The following is a 17,264-nucleotide window of genomic DNA, read 5'->3' on the forward strand; positions in this document are numbered from 1 at the left end:
GGGCTCCCCCCCCAGGTTCAGCCCCCCACAGCCCGCCCGGTCCGCCGGTAGCGCCGTCGTACACGGCCGTCAGGGCACGCACCGTGAAACCCCCGTGAAAGGAACAACCGTGTCCATTGGTACACGCCCCGCGCTGACGCGGCTCGTCAAACACATCCCCCGTGCCGCCGTGGCGGCTGTGGCCGCGTTCGCTCTGACCGCCTGTGGGGGCGGTACGGAGAAGGTCGAGTCGAAGCCGTCGGGTGAGGCGGGCGCGAAGTCCGCTGCTTTCCCGGTGACGGTGGAGCACAAGTACGGCAGTACGACGATCGAGGCGGAGCCGAAGAAGGTCGTCACGCTGGGTCTGTCGGATCAGGACGCGGTGCTCGCATTGGGCGTGAAGCCGGTCGGTTCGGTGGACTGGTTCAAGGAGCAGCCGTACGGCAAGTGGCCGTGGACGAAGGAGCTGTGGGGTTCGGCGCCGCCGCAGATCGTCGGTGAGCGGGACGAGTACAACGTGGAGAAGATCGCGGCGCTGAAGCCGGATCTGATCATTGCGCAGTACTCGGGCATGAAGAAGGAGCAGTACGACACCCTGTCGAAGATCGCCAAGGTCGTCGCGCAGCCCAAGGGCCACGAGGACTACCAGGCGCCCTGGCAGGACATGACCCGGCAGATCGGCAAGGCGCTCGGCAAGGACGCCGAGACCGAGAAGCTGATCGCCGGCATCGACGCCCGCTTCAAGGCCGTCCGCGACAAGCACCCGGAGTGGAAGGGCAAGACCGTCACCGTCGGCGAGCCCTACGAGCCGGGCAAGTTCTCCGCGTTCTCCCCGAAGGACCCGAAGGTCATCTTCCTGTCGGAGATGGGCTTCACCACCTCCGAGAAGTACCGCGCCGCGCTCGGCAAGGAGAACATCGCGGACCTCGGCGTCGAGCGCCTCGACGTGATGGAGGCCGACCGCACGGTGTGGCTTGGCACCCCGGACACCGAGAAGGCCATGAAGGCCGACCCGCTGTACAAGAAGACCAAGGTCCACCAGGAGAAGCGCGACCTGTTCCTCCCGTACGACAGCCCCGACATCGGCGCCGCGCTCTCCTTCAACACGGTCCTGTCGATCCCGTACGCCATCGACCAGGTCGTCCCGATGCTCGAGGCCATCAAGTAAGTCCGGCGAGGTGCCGCCTACCGTCGGCACACTTCCCGGGCGCTCCGCCCGCCCGGTGGCCGTTCCCCACCGGGCGGGCGTGGAACGCGCCCTGGATCACCCATGAACATGAAGGAATCTCCCGTGCCCACTGGTACGCGCCCTACGCGATCTGTTCGTGCCGTACCAGGACCCGGACATCGGCGCCGCGTTCTCCTTCAACACCGTCCTGTCGATCCCCTACGCCATCGACGAGATCGTGCCGCTGCTCACGGCCGCCACCAAGTGACGACCCACCACTGACGCACCACCAGGGAAAGGCCACACGAACGATGTTTGACGCCGAGTCGGACCGGACACCCGCTGTCGGTACCCCCGTCACCGGCGGGCAATCCGGCATCTGGCTCGCCCAGCAGATCGAGCCGGAGAGCTCGGCCTACAACGTCTCGTTCGTCCTCGACCTGCGCGGAGACATCGACCTGGACCGCCTCGCCGTCGCCGTCCGGCAGGCCGTCGAGGAGGCCGAGAGCCTGCACGTCCGGATCGTCGGCGACAACGGCGTACCACTTCAGGTGGCATCGCCCGTCCAGGTCGACGTCCCGACCGTCGACCTGCGTGGCGAGTCCGACCCCCTGGCCTCGGCCCACCGGTGGGCCGAGGCCGACCGGGACCGCCCCGCCGACCTCGCGGCCGCTCCGCTCTACGCGCACGCGCTGCTCCGCCTCGCGGACGACCACGTCTGGTGGTACCAGCGCTACCACCACATCGTCATCGACGGCATCGGCATCGCCCGGATCTCCCGCCGGGCCGGTGACCTCTACACCTACGGCGACGGCGACCGGGCCACCGCCCCCGACTGGTCGCTCTCCCGTCTCGTCGACGCGGACGCCGCCTACCGCGTCTCGGAGAAGTACGAGGAGGACCGAGCCCACTGGCTGCGGCGCATGGCCGACCGGCCCGAACCCGTGCGGCTCGTCGAGCGGTCGTCGGGGCTGACCAAGCGGCGCCTCCGCCGTACGGCCGAGCTCGCGGCACCCGCCGTCGGAGGGCTCCGCGACGCCGCGGCCGCCGCGGGCGTCCAGCTCTCCCGCATCCTGCTGTCCGCCGTCGCCGCCTACCTGCACCGGGCCACCGGCGAACAGGACCTGGTCATCGGCCTGCCCGTCACCACCCGGCAGGACCCCGCGACCCGGCACATCCCCGGCATGGTCTCCAACATCCTGCCGCTGCGCCTCACCGTCCGCCCCGACATGACCGGTGCCCAGCTCGCGACAACGGTCTGCACGGCGGTATCCGAGACCGTCGCCCACAGCCGCCACCGCGCCGAGGACCTGGCCCGGGACCTCGGGCTCGTCGACGGTGTGCAGGAGCTCGTCGGCCCCACGGTCAACATCCTGCCCAGCGGCGAGTGGATCCGGTTCGGCGACCTCGACGCCGACCTCGCCCCCCTGTGGCTCGGCCCGGTCAGCGACCTTGCGATCACGTTCGGCGACTTCCAGGCCGGCCAGGGCCTCCGTGTCCTGCTGGACGCCGACGCCGACGTGTGCGACGAGGCGAAGCTGATCGAGCACGAGCAGCGCTTCCTCATGCTGCTCCACACCTTCGCCCAGGACCTGACCCGTCGGGTCGGGCATCTCGAACTCACCTCCGGTGCCGAACGCGTCCAGCTGCTCGGTGAGTTCGGAGTGGCGCCCCGCGAGGTCCCCGAACTCTCCTGGCCCGCCGCCTTCGAGCGGCAGGTGCGGCGCACACCGGACGCCGCCGCCCTGGTGTACGAGGACCGGGAACTGTCGTACGCGGAGCTCAATGCCGCAGCGAACCGCCTCGCCCGGCTCCTCGCCGCCCGGGGCGTCGGCGGCGAGGACGTCGTCGCCGTGGCGCTGCCGCGCTCCCCGGAACTCGTGATCTCCCTGCTGGCCGTGATGAAGGCAGGAGCGGCGTACCTGCCGCTGGACGCCGACCACCCGCAGGACCGGATCGCGTACATGCTGGACGATGCGGGCGCCCGGACCATCGTGACCACGCGCGCGCTGTCCGCCGACCTGTCGGCCGCGCCCGGCGTCGAGCGCCTTCTGCTCGACGAGCCGTCCACGGCTGCCGAGTTGGCCACCCTGGACGACACCGACCCCGGTGTGGCCGTCGCCCTGGACCAGGCCGCGTACGTCATCTACACCTCGGGCTCCACCGGCCGCCCCAAGGGCGTCGTGGTCCCGCACGACGGCGTCGGCAGCCTCATCGCGACCGCCACCGACCGCATCGGTATCACCGCCGACAGCCGTGTCGTGCAGTTCGCGTCCGTCGGCTTCGACGTCACCGTCTGGGACCTGATCATGTCCCTGTGCGTCGGCGGCCGGATCGTCGTCGTCCCCACCGAGCGCCGCGTCGCCGGGCCCGCCCTCACCGACTACATCGCGCGCCACCGCGCGACCCACATGATCCTGCCGCCGTCGCTCGTCTCGGCGCTCCCGCAGGACTGCGAACTCCCCGACGGCTCCGTACTGATCGTCGGCACCGAGGCGGTTCCCAGCGAACTGATCGCCCGCTGGGCCGGGCATGTTCAGGTCGTCGTCGCCTACGGCCTCACCGAGGCGAGCGTCAACTCCACGCTGTGGGTCGCCGACGCAGACCGGCCGGGCCCAGCCCCGATCGGCATCCCCGACCCCAACACCCGCGCCTACGTGCTCGACTCGGCCCTCCGCCCCGTCCCGGTCGGCACCGAGGGCGAGCTGTACGTGGCCGGGCGGGGCCTCGCCCGCGGCTACCTGGGCCGGGCCGGGCTCACCTCGGAGCGCTTCGTGGCCGACCCGTTCGGCGGGCCGGGAGCGCGCATGTACCGGACGGGCGACCGGGTGCGCTGGGGTGCCGACGGCAACCTCGAGTTCCTCGGCCGCGCGGACGGCCAGATCAAGATCCGCGGACACCGCATCGAGCCCGGCGAGATCGAGAGCGCCTTCATGGCCTGCCCCGGCATCGCCCAGGCCGCCGTCCTCGTCCGTGAGGACCACCGGAACGTGAAGCGGCTCGTCGCCTACCTGGTCGCGGAGGCGGGTGCCGGCGCGGCCGGTGGCGACGGTGCCGGTAGGGACGCCGAGGCCGCCGTGACCGATGCCCGCACCCGGATCGCCGACACCCTTCCGGACTACATGGTCCCGTCCGCCGTCGTCCGCCTCGACGGCCCCCTGCCGCTGACGCCCAACGGCAAGCTCGACCGCCGAGCCCTGCCCGCGCCCCAGTGGACGGCGATGGGCGGCGAGGACGCGCCCACCACTCCCGCGGAGACCGCGCTCGCCGGGCTGTTCGCCGACGTGCTCGGCCTGCCGTCGGTGGGCGTCCACGACAGCTTCTTCGAGCTGGGCGGCGACAGCATCGTCGCGATCCAGCTCGTGAACCGCGCGCTCGAGGCCGGTCTGGCGCTCACCCCGCGCGATGTGTTCCGGCACCGTACGGTCGCGGCACTCGCCCGCCTCACGGGCGAGACGGCGGACACCCCCCGCGCCACAAGCGGTGAGATGCCCGCCCCGTTCTCGCTCGTCACGCTGACCGACGCCGAGCGCACCGAGTGCGACGCCGCCGTCCCGGGCCTCGCGGACGCCGTGCCGGCCACTCCGCTCCAGGAGGGCTTCTACTTCCACGCCTCCGTCGACGAGACGGGCGCCGACGGATACGCCGTACAGGACACCGTAGAACTGGCCGGCGACGTGGACCCGGAGGCGCTGCGGATCGCCGTCCAGGGCCTCCTCGACCGCCACCCGCTGCTGCGTGCCGCCTTCCACCAGCTTCCGGACGGCAGGATCGTCCAGCTCATCGGCGAGCGCGCCACCCTGCCCTGGCGCTTCGACGACCTCTCCGGCCAGGCCCCCGACAGCCGCGCGGCGGCCGCCGACGCCATCCGGGCGCGGGAGCGGGCGGAAGGATTCGACCTGGCCGTCCCGCCCCTGCTGCGGGCCGCCCTGATCCGCCACGGCGCCGACCGGTCCCAGCTGGTGCTGACACTGCACCACATCGTGGTGGACGGCTGGTCGGTGTCGCTCCTCATGCGCGAACTCCTCAGCGGCTACCGGCCCGGTGCCGAGGCTCCCCGGCCGGGGGAGGACCCGACGTACCGGGCCTACACGGGCTGGCTCGCGGCACGCGACCGGGAAGGCGCGCTGGGCGCCTGGCGCGACGCCCTCGCCGACTACGACGGCCCGGCCCGGCTCCCCGTACGAGGTGCGGACATCGACGAGCGCCGGACCGGCACGATCAGCGTGGAGCTGACCGCGGCGGACACCGCTGCCCTCAGCGCACGGGCCCGCGCGCTGGGTCTGACGCTCGGCAGCGTCGTCCAGGGCGGCTTCGGGCTGCTGCTCGGGGATGTCACCGGCACCCGCGACCTGGTCTTCGGCAGCACCGTCTCGGGCCGCCAGGCCGCCGTCGAAGGAGTGGAAACCCTCGTCGGCCTCCTCATCAACACCCTTCCCGCACGGCTGCGGTGGCGCCCCGAGCAGTCGCTCGTCGACGTGCTCTCCCGGTTCCAGGACGAGCAGGCCGAGCTGCTCGACCACCAGCACGTGGGCCTCGCCGAGATCCAGCGGGCCATGGGGCGCGGCGAGCTGTTCGAAGCACTGGTCGTCGTCGAGAACCTCCCCGAGGCCGGCGAGCCCTCCGATCCGGCCGGACTGGTCCGGATCACCGGCTCGCACATCCGCGACGCCGTCCACTACCCGCTGGCCCTCACCGTCCTGCCCGGCGAGCGGCTCCAGCTGCGCCTCGACCACGACCCGGCCCGCCTCGACTCCGCGGCCGCCCGCCGGTTCGCCGAGCGGCTGTCGGCTCTGCTCGACCAGCTCGTCACGGACCCGCTCCGCCCGGTGGCGCAACTCGCCCTGCGCACCCCCGACGAGGACCGTGCCGCCCTCGACCGGCTGGCCGGCGCGGTCCACGCCCTGCCCGGCGACACGCTGCACGCGGCGTTCACCCGGCAGGCGCGCCGGACCCCGGACGCGACCGCGCTGATCCACGAGGCCGGGCGGACGACCTACGCCGAACTGGACGCGCGCGCCGAGGCACTGGCCGGAACGCTGCTCGCCCAGGGCGTCACACCCGAGACCGTCGTCGCCGTCGCCGTGCCCCGGTCCGCCGAGACGCTGATCGCGATGCTCGGCGTGCTCAAAGCGGGCGCCGCGTACCTGCCGGTCGACGTCGACTACCCGGCGGACCGGGTGCGGTACCTGCTCGAAGACTCCGGGGCGCGGACCGTCGTCGTCACCGCCGCGTCCCGGACCCGGCTGCCCGCACTCGCCGGCGTGACCCACGTCGTCGTCGGCGAGGAGCAGGCCACCGCCGGAACCCCGGTCACCGCGTCCGTCCACCCGGACAGCGCCGCGTACGTGATCTACACCTCCGGCTCCACCGGCCGCCCCAAGGGTGTCGTCGTCCCGCACCGCGCGGTCGTCGGCCAACTCGCCTGGACCGCCGAGCGGTTCGGGTACGGACCCGACGAGCGGGTGCTGCACCAGTACTCGACCAGCTTCGACCCGTCCGTACTGGAGATCTTCACACCGCTGCTCACCGGCGGCACTGTGGTGATCGCCCGGCCGGACGGACACCGGGACCCGGCGTACCTCATCGACCTGATCCGCACCGAGCGGGTCACCAGCGTCGACCTCGTACCCTCCCTCTACGGCGCGCTGCTCGCGGAAGAGGACGAAGCGGGGGAGTGGTGGGCGAGCCTCCGCCGCGCGTTCAGCGGCGGCGAGGCCCTGCCGGTTCCGCTCGCCCGGCGCTGGCAGGAACGCACCGGAGTACCGCTGTTCAACGTGTACGGACCCACCGAGTCCGTCATCCAGGTCACGAGCTGGGAAGCGGGCTCCGCCCCGGCGGACGGGGCCACCGTGCCCATCGGGTGGCCGGTGTGGAACACCCGCCTCTACGTCCTCGACCGCCACCTCCGCCCCGTCGCGGAGGGCGAGCCGGGCGAGCTCTACATCGCGGGCGCACAACTGGCCCGCGGCTATCACGCACGCGCCGCGCTGACCGCGGAGCGCTTCGTCGCCGATCCGTTCGGCGGTCCAGGTGGGCGGATGTACCGCACCGGAGACATGGTTCAGTTCAGTGGAGACGGTGTGCTCACCTACCTCGGGCGCACCGACCACCAGGTCAAGATCAGGGGTAACCGGGTGGAGCTCGGGGAAATCGAAGCCCGGCTGCGCGACGAGCCGGCCGTCGCCGACGCCGTCGTCGTGGCACGCGACGACGAGCGGGGAGTCAAGCAGCTGGTGGCCTACCTGGTCCCGGCCGCCGGTGCGCCGGGCCTGGACACCGAGGCCGTACGCGCCGCGCTGAGCGGCTCGCTGCCCGCGCCGATGGTGCCCAGCCACTTCGTACGGCTCGACGCGCTGCCGCTCACCCCCGGCGGGAAGACCGACCTCAAGGCCCTGCCCGCGCCCGAGGCCCGCAGGCGGAGCCGTACCGCGACCGCGCGCGAGGGCTACGGGCAGCAGCTGTGCGGCATCTTCGCCGAGGTGCTCGGCATCGACGGGGTCGACGCCGACGAGGACTTCTTCGTCCTGGGGGGCGACAGCATCCTGTCCATGGCAGTCTCCAGCCGCGCCCGCAAGGCGGGCCTGTCGGTGACCCCGCGCGACGTCTTCGAGCACCGCACCCCGGCCGCCCTGGCCGCCACCGTCGCCGGTGCGGCCTCGGCGATCCCGGCCCCCGTCGCCGACTCCGACGGCGTCGGTGACGTACCGCTCCTGCCGATCGTCCACCAGCTCCGCGAGGACGGCGGCAAGATCGGCCGCTTCAACCTCTCCATGCTGCTCCAGGCGCCCGCCACCGCCGACACCGAGAAGCTGACGCGTGTCCTCCAGGCGGTCCTCGATCACCACGACGGCCTGCGGCTCACCCTCACCCGTATGGACCTCGGCCCGGCGATCCCCGCCCTCTGGTCCGCGCGGACGATGCCCGCGGGCTTCGTGGACGCGGCCGGACTGCTCCGCCACGTCGACGTACGCGGCCTCGACGAGTCCGCGTTCCGTACGCTCGTCCGCGAGGAGTCCGACGCCGCGGCGAACCGCCTCGACCCCGACGCCGGCGCGACGGTGCAGGCCGTCTGGTTCGAGGCCGGCACGGACCGGCCCGGCCGACTGCTGCTCGTCGTCCACCACCTCGTGATCGACGGCGTGTCCTGGCGCGTGCTTCTCGGCGACCTCGCCACCGCGTGGGACGCCGTCGTACGAGGCGCGACCCCGGAGCTCGAACCCGTGCCGACCTCCCTGCGGAGGTTCGCCCGCGACGTCGCCGAGCAGGCCACCTCCCCGCAGCGGCAGGCCGAACTGCCCTACTGGGCCAAGACCCTGGCACCCGGAGCCGACCTGGTCGCCGGAGCCACCCGTACCGGAACGGCCGGTGCGGCACGGGAGCACGTCGTCACCCTGCCCGCCGAGGACACCCGCGCGCTGCTCACCGCCGTACCCGCGGCGGCCGGCGCCGACGTCACCGAGGTCCTGCTCGCGGCGCTGCGGCGTGCCGTCACCCAGTGGCGCCCCGACAGCGACGGCGACCTGCTGGTCGACCTGGAGCGCCACGGACGGGACGGCACGGACGCCGACCTCTCCCGCACCGTGGGCTGGTTCACCAGCCTCCACCCGGTGCGTCTGCCCGCCGCCGACGACCCGCTCGACACGCTCAAGCAGGTCAAGGAGTCCGTGCGGTCCGCCCCGGACTCCGGCGCCGGATACGGCATGCTGCGCTACCTCAATCCGCAGCTCGCCCCGGTGTTCGCCCAACTGTCCACCGCCCAGGTGCTGTTCAACTACTTCGGTCGCCTCCCCGCCGAGCAGACCCACGACTGGGCGCCCGCCGTCGAGTCCGACGCGCTCGCCGTCGAGCCCGACGCCGATCTCGCGATGCCCTACCCGCTCCAGGTCAACGCCGTCTGCGCGGACACCCCGAACGGCCCCGAGCTGCGCGCCACCTGGACCTGGCCCGAGGGCGACGCGCTCACCGCGCAGGACGTGCGGGTACTGAGCCGCGCCTGGGCCGACGCCCTACGCGACCTCGTCGCCCGGACTGCCGCCCCCGGCTCCCTGCCCTTCCTCACCCCCTCGGACGTGCCGCTCGTCGCGCTGAGCCAGGCCGACATCGAGCTGGTCGAGCGGGTGAGCCCGGCGCCGGTGGCCGACATCTGGCCGCTGTCGCCGCTCCAGGAAGGCATCTACTTCCACGCCAGCTATGACACGACAGCACTCGACGTCTACACCGCGCAGGACACCTTCGACTTCGACCACCGGCTCGACGCCGACCGGCTGCGCGCCGCCATCGCGACCCTCCTGCGCCGACACCCCAGCCTGTGCGCGGGCATCGTCAGTGACGGCCTGCCCGAGCCCGTGCAGTTCGTCAGCCCGGCCGCCGAGCTGCCCGTACCGCTCACCGAGGTCGACCTGACCGGGCTGACCGACGCCGAGCGCCAGGCCCGGCTCACCGAGATATCCGACACCGACCGGCGGCAGCGGTTCGACCTCGCCGCGCCCCCGCTGTTCCGGCTCACCCTGATCCGGCTCACCGACACCACCGACCGGCTGATGCTCAGCCACCACCTGGTCGCGTGGGACGGCTGGTCCCAGTCCCTCTTCCTCGATGAACTGCTCGGCCTGTACGCGGCCGCCGGCGACGACAGCGCCCTGCCCGCCGCCGGAAGCTACCGGGACTACCTGAGCTGGCTCGCCGGCCAGGACTTCGACGCGGCCCGCGAGACCTGGCGCGGCGCCCTCGCCGGACTCGACGAGCCGACCCTCGTCGCCCGCGAGCGCGGTGACGAGCCGACGATCCCGCGCCGGCGCACCCTCAGCCTCGGACGAGTCCTCAGCGACCGGCTGCGCACGTCGGCCCGCGAGCACGGACTGACCATCAACGCGGTGCTCTCCGCCGCGTGGGCGCTCGTCCTGTCCTCCACCGTGGGCCGCGACGACGTGGTGTTCGGAGCCACGGTCGCCGGACGCCCGGCGGACGTGCCCGGAGTCGACACGACGATCGGCATGTTCCTCAACACCGTGCCCCAGCGGATCACCCTCGACCCCGCCGAGTCCGTCGGGGACCTGCTGCGCCGCATTCAGACCGAGCGCGTCGCCCTGATGGACCACGAGTACCTGGGCCTCGCCGAACTCCAGCGCGCCGGCGGACACCCCACCCTCTTCGACACCCTGTACGTCCTGCAGAACTTTGCCGATGAGGGCGCCTTCCGGCAGCTCACCGAGCGACACGGCATCACGGGCGTGGGCAGCGTCGACGCCACCCACTACCCGATGACCCTGATCGTCAACCCGGCCGAAACCGTCCAGGCCAAGCTGGAGTACCGCCCCGACCTGATCGAGGACGAGCAGGCCACGGCCACGCTCGACCGCTTCGGCGCCCTCGTGGAACGGCTCATCGGAGACCTGACGCCCCAGGTCGGCGCCCTGGACCTGCTGCTGCCCGGCGAGCGGGAGTCCCTCGCCGCCGACTGGGCCGGCAGCCGGGAGCCCGTACCGAACGAGACCGTCGCCGACATGCTGGCCGCCCAGGTGGCCCGCACACCCGACGCGGTGGCGTTGGTGTTCGGCGAGCGCGCACTCACGTACGCCGAACTCGACGCGCACATCAACCGGCTCGCCCGGCTGCTGCTCGCCCGGGGCGCGGGACCGGAGAAGGCCGTCGCGCTCGCGCTGCCGCGCTCCATCGACATGGTGGCCGCCCTGTTCGCCGTCCTGCGCACGGGTGCCGCCTACCTGCCGCTGGACCTGGACCACCCGGCCGACCGGCTGCGTCTGATGGTCGAGGACACCCGGCCGCTCTGCCTGCTGTCCACGACCACCGTCGCCCCGACCTTCCGCGACGAGACCGGCCCCGCCGCACCCGAACTCCTCCTGGACGACGAGGCCGTGGCCGCCGAACTGGCCGCGCTCCCCGGCGGCGAGATCACCGACGCCGAGCGGCCTGCGTTCGCCCACGACCGGGTGGACCGCCTGGAGCACCCGGCGTACGTCATCTACACCTCCGGCTCGACCGGCAAGCCCAAGGGCGTCGTCACCCCGTACCGGGGCCTGACGAACATGCAGCTCAACCACCAGAAGGAGATCTTCGACCCGGCGATCGCCTCGGCGGGCGGCCGGCGGCTGCGCATCGCGCACACCGTGTCCTTCGCCTTCGACATGTCCTGGGAGGAGCTGCTCTGGCTCGTCGAGGGCCACGAGGTCCACGTCTGTGACGAGGAGCTGCGCCGCGACGCGGAGGCCCTGGTCGCCTACTGCGACCGGCACCAGGTCGACGTGGTCAACGTGACCCCCACCTATGCCCAGCTTCTGATCGAGGAGGGCCTGCTCGACCAGGACGAGGCAGCGGGGAAGCACCGTCCCGCACTGGTCCTGCTCGGGGGCGAGGCGGTGTCCGACACGGTGTGGACGAAGCTGCGCCGCACCGACGGCACGTACGGCTACAACCTCTACGGGCCGACCGAGTACACGATCAACACGCTCGGCGGATCGACCACCGACAGCGCGACCTCCACGGTCGGCGTGCCCATCCGCAACACCCGCGCCTACGTCCTCGACGGGATGCTGCGGCCCGTTCCGCCGGGCTGCCCGGGTGAGCTGTACATCGCGGGCACCGGTCTGGCCCGCGGCTACCACGACCGGCCCGGCCTGACCGCCGAGCGGTTCGTCGCCGATCCGTTCGGCGGCGCATGGGGGTCCCCCCGGACGAAGTCTGGGGGAGAGCGGATGTACCGCACCGGCGACCTCGTACGCCAGCGGCCCGACGGCCTGCTCGATTTCCTCGGCCGCACCGACGACCAGGTCAAGATCCGCGGCTACCGCATCGAGCTGGGCGAGATCGCCTCAGCTCTGTCCACGCACCCTGAGGTCGCGCACGCGGCCGTGGTCGTGAACGAGGCCACCGGAACCAAGCGCCTGGTCGGCTACTTCGTACCGGAGGACGGGGCCGAGGCGGGGGAGGAGCTGCTCCAGCGGCTGCGCGACCACGTGAAGGCCGGCCTGCCGGACTACATGGTCCCCTCCGCACTCGTCGCCGTGGACACGCTGCCGCTGACCGTCAACGGAAAGCTCGACGTCAGGGCGCTGCCCGCCCCGGACTTCAGTGGTACGGGCCCCAGCCGAGCCCCCCGCACGCCGCAGGAGGAGACCCTGTGCGCCCTGTTCGCCGAGGTGCTCGGCCTGCCCGCGGGCAGCGTCGGCATCGACAGTGACTTCTTCGAGCTGGGCGGCCACTCGCTGCTCGCCACCCGTCTGGTCAGCCGCGCCCGCACCGCGCTCGACGCCGAGCTGGCCATCCGTGACCTGTTCGAGGCGCCGACCGTCGCGGAGCTGGTGGAGCGCGCGGCCCGCTCCAGCGGCGCCGCCCGCCCGGCACTGACCGCCGGCGAGCGGCCCGAGGAGCTGCCGCTGTCCCACGCCCAGCAGCGGCTGTGGGTCATCCAGCAGATCGAGTGCACCTCGGCCGCCTACAACTTCCCGCTGGTGATGCGGCTGCACGGCGCCCTGGACATCGACGCGTGGACCGCCGCGCTCGCCGATGTCACGGCCCGCCACGAGGCCCTGCGCACGGTCTTCGCCGCGCGCGACGGCCAGGCGTTCCAGCGGGTCCTGCCGGCCGAGCAGGCCCGGCCGGTGGTCGAGATCGTCCGCGCCACCGAGGGCGAGGTGCCCGGAATCGTCGACGCGGAGACCAACCGGCCCTTCGACCTCGCCGAAGAACTGCCGCTGCGGGCCACGATCGTGGAGGTCGCGCCCGACGACCACGTCGTCATCCTGCTGCTGCACCACATCACCACCGACGAGTGGTCCGACCGCCCGTTCCTGCGCGACCTGGCCACGGCGTACGAGGCCCGCCTCGCAAACGGCACGGCCCCGCACCGGGAGCCGCTGCCCGTCCAGTACGCCGACTACGCCTTGTGGCAGCAGCGGCTGCTCGGAGACCCCACCGAAACGGACAGCCTGGCCGCCCGACAGCTGGACTACTGGCACTCGACGCTCACCGGGGCTCCGGAAGAGCTCGAACTGCCCACCGACCGGCCCCGGCCCGCCCGCCCCGCGTTCTCCGGAGCCGAGTTGGACATCGACTTCGACGCCGACGTCCACGAGGGTCTGAAACGGCTCGCCCGTGAGACCGGCGCCAGCATGTTCATGGTCGTGCACGCGGCCGTGGCCGCCCTGCTGCACCGCATGGGCGCGGGTACGGACATCCCCCTCGGCTCGCCCATCGCGGGCCGGAGCGACGAGGCGCTGGACGACCTGGTCGGCTTCTTCGTCAACACCCTCGTGCTCCGCACGGACCTGAGCGGAGACCCGAGCTTCACCGAACTCCTCGCCCGGGTCCGCGAGACGGATCTGGCGGCCTTCTCCCACGCGGACGTGCCGTTCGAGTCGGTCGTGGAGAAGCTCAACCCGACCCGCTCGCTCTCCCGGAACCCGCTCTTCCAGGTGATGGTCGGCTACCACGCCCGCACTGGCGACGAGCTGGAACTGGCCGGCCTCCAGGTGGAGTACGTGCCGTTCCGCATCCGCTCCGCCAAGTTCGACCTGGTGTTCAGCTTCACCGAGCACACGGACACCGCCGGGGACGGCTCCGCGGGTTCCCTGGTCTGCCGCCTGGAGTTCGCCACCGAACTGTTCGACCACGAGACCGCAGAGCGGATCGGTGACCGGCTCCGGGCGCTCGTCGCGGCCCTCGTCGCCGCGCCCGAGCGACCCGTCTCGCAGGCGGAGATCCTCGCCGCCGACGAGCGTCACCTGGTCCTGGAGGGCTTCAACGGCACCCCGCGGCCGGTCGACGAGGAGACCCTGCCGGCGATGTTCGCGCGGCGGCTCGCCGAGCGGCCCGATGCGATCGCCGTCGTGGACCGCTCGCACTCGGTGACGTACGAGCGGCTGGACGCGCGGTCCAACCGGATCGCCCAGCTCCTCGCCTCGCGTGGTGTGGGCGCCGAGAGCGTGGTCGGCGTCGCCGTGCCCCGCTCCGCCGACATGATCGCCACCGTGCTCGCCGTGCTCAAGCTCGGCGCCGCGTTCCTGCCACTCGACCTGGCCCACCCCGCCGACCGGCTCGGCTACATGATCGAGGACTCGCAGGCGACCCTCGTGGTCGGCACAGAGTCCGTGGCCGGGAAGCTCCCGGACGTGGCGGGCGTACCGGTGGCGCTCCTCGACGAGCCGTCCGTGGCCACCGAGCTGGACAGCCTGCCGGAGACCGCCGTCGAGGGCGGACCGGCCGGCCTGGACCAGGCCGCGTACGTGATCTACACCTCCGGTTCGACCGGCCGCCCCAAGGGCGTCGTCGTCCCGCACGAGGGCATCGCCAGCCTCGTCGCCACCGCTGTCGACCGGATGGGCCTGGAACCCGACAGCCGGGTGCTCCAATTCGCCTCGATCGGCTTCGACGTCTTCGTCTTCGAGCTGTCGATGGCGCTGTGCCACGGCGGCCGGCTCGTCCTCATCACCGACGAGGCCCGGGTCGCAGGGCCCGCGCTGACCGACTTCCTCGGGGACCAGCGGATCAGCCACATGATCCTGCCCCCGTCCCTGGTGTCGGCGCTGCCGCCCAGCTGTCAGCTGCCCGAGGGCTCGACCGTTCTTGTCGGTACGGAGACGGTGCCGCCGGACCTGTTCGAACGCTTCGGCGCCACCGCGAACCTGATCTGCGCCTACGGTCTGACCGAGGCGACGGTCAACTCCACGCTGTGGGACTCCCAGCACACCGAGACCCGCCCGGCCGGCCGCGTGCCGATCGGCGTGCCCGACCCCAACACCCGCTGCTACGTCCTCGACGACAACCTGCGGCCCGTCCCGCCCGGTGTCGTCGGCGAACTGTACGTTTCCGGGCGCGGCCTCGCCCGCGGCTACCTCGGCAAGGCCGGGCTGACCTCGGAGCGGTTCGTCGCGGACCCGTACGGCCCGCCCGGCAGCCGCATGTACCGCACCGGTGACCGCGCCCGCTGGCGCACGGACGGCAACCTCGACTTCCTGGGCCGGGTCGACACCCAGGTGAAGGTGCGCGGCTTCCGTATCGAGCTCGGGGAGATCGAGGCGGCCCTCGCCTCGCACCCGTCGGTCGCGCAGGCCGCCGTACTGCCCGACCGCGACGGCGACATCGTGCGCCTCGTCGCATACGCCGTACCGGAGGTGGGGGAGCTGGACCCGCAGGAGATGCGCGCCCATGTAGCGGGCGCACTGCCCGAGTTCATGGTCCCGGCACTCGTCATACCGCTGGACGGCCCCCTTCCCCTGACCCCCAACGGCAAGCTGGACCGTAAGGCGCTGCCCGCGCCGGACTGGTCCGCGATGACCGGCGACGCGAGCCCGGCGACGCAGACGCAGGCCCGCCTGGCGGATCTGTTCTGCGAGATCCTCAAGCTGGAGAAGGTCGGCATCCACGACAACTTCTTCGCGCTCGGCGGCCATTCCATGGCCTCGATGCGGCTCCTGGGCCGTATCCGCGCGGAGTTCGGCGTCGAGCTGAGCATCCGGGACGTCTTCGACGCGCTGACCGTCGCCGGTCTCGCCGGCAAGCTGGAGGGCGCGGCGGCCGCCCGCCCGGCACTGCGACCCACCGAGAACGCCGACGGCGCCCCGCTGCCGGTCGCCCCGGTCCAGCGCTGGGAGTGGGAGTCGCACCGCCGCACCCCGGGCTTCGACCACGCGCTGGCCCTGCGCGCACCGGACGGCGGTCTGGACGCCGTCGCGCTGGCCGACGCCCTCGCCGATGTGGTGGCCCGCCACGAGCCGCTGCGTACGGCGTTCGCCGAACGCGACGGTGTGGTGCTCCAGCGGCCGGCCGAGGCCCCGGCCCTCGTACTCGACCGGTGCGCCGATCTGGACACCCGCCTGGCGGAACTCGCCGCGCAGGCCCCGGACCTGGAGGGGGAGGCCCCGCTGCGGGCGACCCTGCTGACGGACCCGGCCGGTCACCAGGCCCTCCTCCTGACCTCGCACTACCTGGCGGTGGACGAGTGGTCGGTGGTGCCGCTGTTCCGTGACCTCACCACGGCGTACGCGGCCCGCGCGGAGGGCCGGGCGCCCGAGTGGGAGCCGCTGCCGGTGACGTACGCGGACTACACCCGCTGGGCGCACGACGTCCTCGGTGACCTCTCCGACCCGGAGAGCCGGGGCGGGCAGCAGCTCGCCTACTGGCGGCGGACGCTGGGGGACGTACCGGCGGAGCTGGCGCTCCCCACGGACGCCCCGCGCGCCGGTGCGGTGGGCGGCGACTACCTGGGCTTCGTCCTGGACGAGCAACTGCACGCGGCCGTGGACGAACTGGCCCGGGCAACCGGCACCAGCATGTTCATGGTGCTGCACTCGGCCCTCGCCGCACTGCTCACCGCCCACGGCGCGGGCACCGACCTGCCGATCGGTACGATGGTCGCCGGCCGTGGCGACGATCAGCTGGCCGACCTCGTCGGCTGCTTCCTCAACACGGTGGTGCTGCGCACCGACACGGCGGGCGATCCGACCTTCGGGGAGCTGCTGACCCGGGTACGGGAGACCACACTCGGCGCCCTCGACCGTCAGGACGTGCCGTTCGACGCGGTCGTCCGGGCGACCGGACTGCCCCCGCGGGGCCCGCAGGTCATGGTGATCCACCACGAACAGGCGGATCTCGGGCAGCTGGAGGGCGGCATGGGCTCCTTCCACGCCGTGCCGACCGGCTCGGCGCGGGCTGGGCTGACCCTCAGCTTCTACGAGCCGCAGGACGACGGCCCGGTGCACTGCGAGCTGATCCACGCGGCCGACCTGCTCGGCCCGGACAAGGCCCGGCAGCTCGCCGAAGAACTTCAGACACTGCTGCGCACCGCAGCGGCCGACCCCGAGCAGCCGCTCTCCGAGCTGTTCACCGTAAAGTCCACGAGGAGTGACGACGCATGAGCACCAACCCGTTCGAGGACCCGCAGGGCCGATTCCTGGTCCTGGTCAACGACGAGGACCAGCACTCGCTGTGGCCTTCCTTCGCCGAGGTGCCGGCCGGCTGGCGCGCCGTCTTCGGCGACGACACACGGGAGGCGTGCCTCGCCTACGTCGAGTCGAACTGGACCGACCTGCGCCCCAAGAGCCTGGTCGCCCAACAGGGCTGACCCCGCCGCAGCGCACCATGCCGCCGCCCGCCGAGA

3 protein-coding genes are annotated in these 17,264 nt (G+C 72.6%); all 3 read left to right on the forward strand.

The features are described from left to right. The first annotated feature begins 109 nt into the window (after positions 1-109). The 3 genes from ACH492_RS02000 to ACH492_RS02010 all read left to right on the forward strand — a co-directional run bounded on the left by ACH492_RS02000 (position 110) and on the right by ACH492_RS02010 (position 17,228). Positions 110-1,147, forward strand: coding sequence for an iron-siderophore ABC transporter substrate-binding protein (locus ACH492_RS02000; RefSeq protein WP_398981782.1), 1,038 nt, complete (start codon positions 110-112; stop codon positions 1,145-1,147). A gap of 311 nt (positions 1,148-1,458) precedes the next feature. Then, entirely contained in the window at positions 1,459-17,022 is a 15,564-nt protein-coding gene (locus tag ACH492_RS02005) for an amino acid adenylation domain-containing protein (protein ID WP_398981784.1), read from the forward strand. Further along, positions 17,019-17,228, forward strand: coding sequence for an MbtH family protein (locus ACH492_RS02010; protein ID WP_398981786.1), 210 nt, complete (start codon positions 17,019-17,021; stop codon positions 17,226-17,228). The genes ACH492_RS02005 and ACH492_RS02010 overlap by 4 nt, the downstream gene beginning before the upstream one ends. Positions 17,229-17,264: the final 36 nt, after the last annotated feature.

Source organism: Streptomyces sp. NPDC019443 (genome assembly GCF_044389785.1).
In the GTDB taxonomy this organism is placed as follows: domain Bacteria; phylum Actinomycetota; class Actinomycetes; order Streptomycetales; family Streptomycetaceae; genus Streptomyces.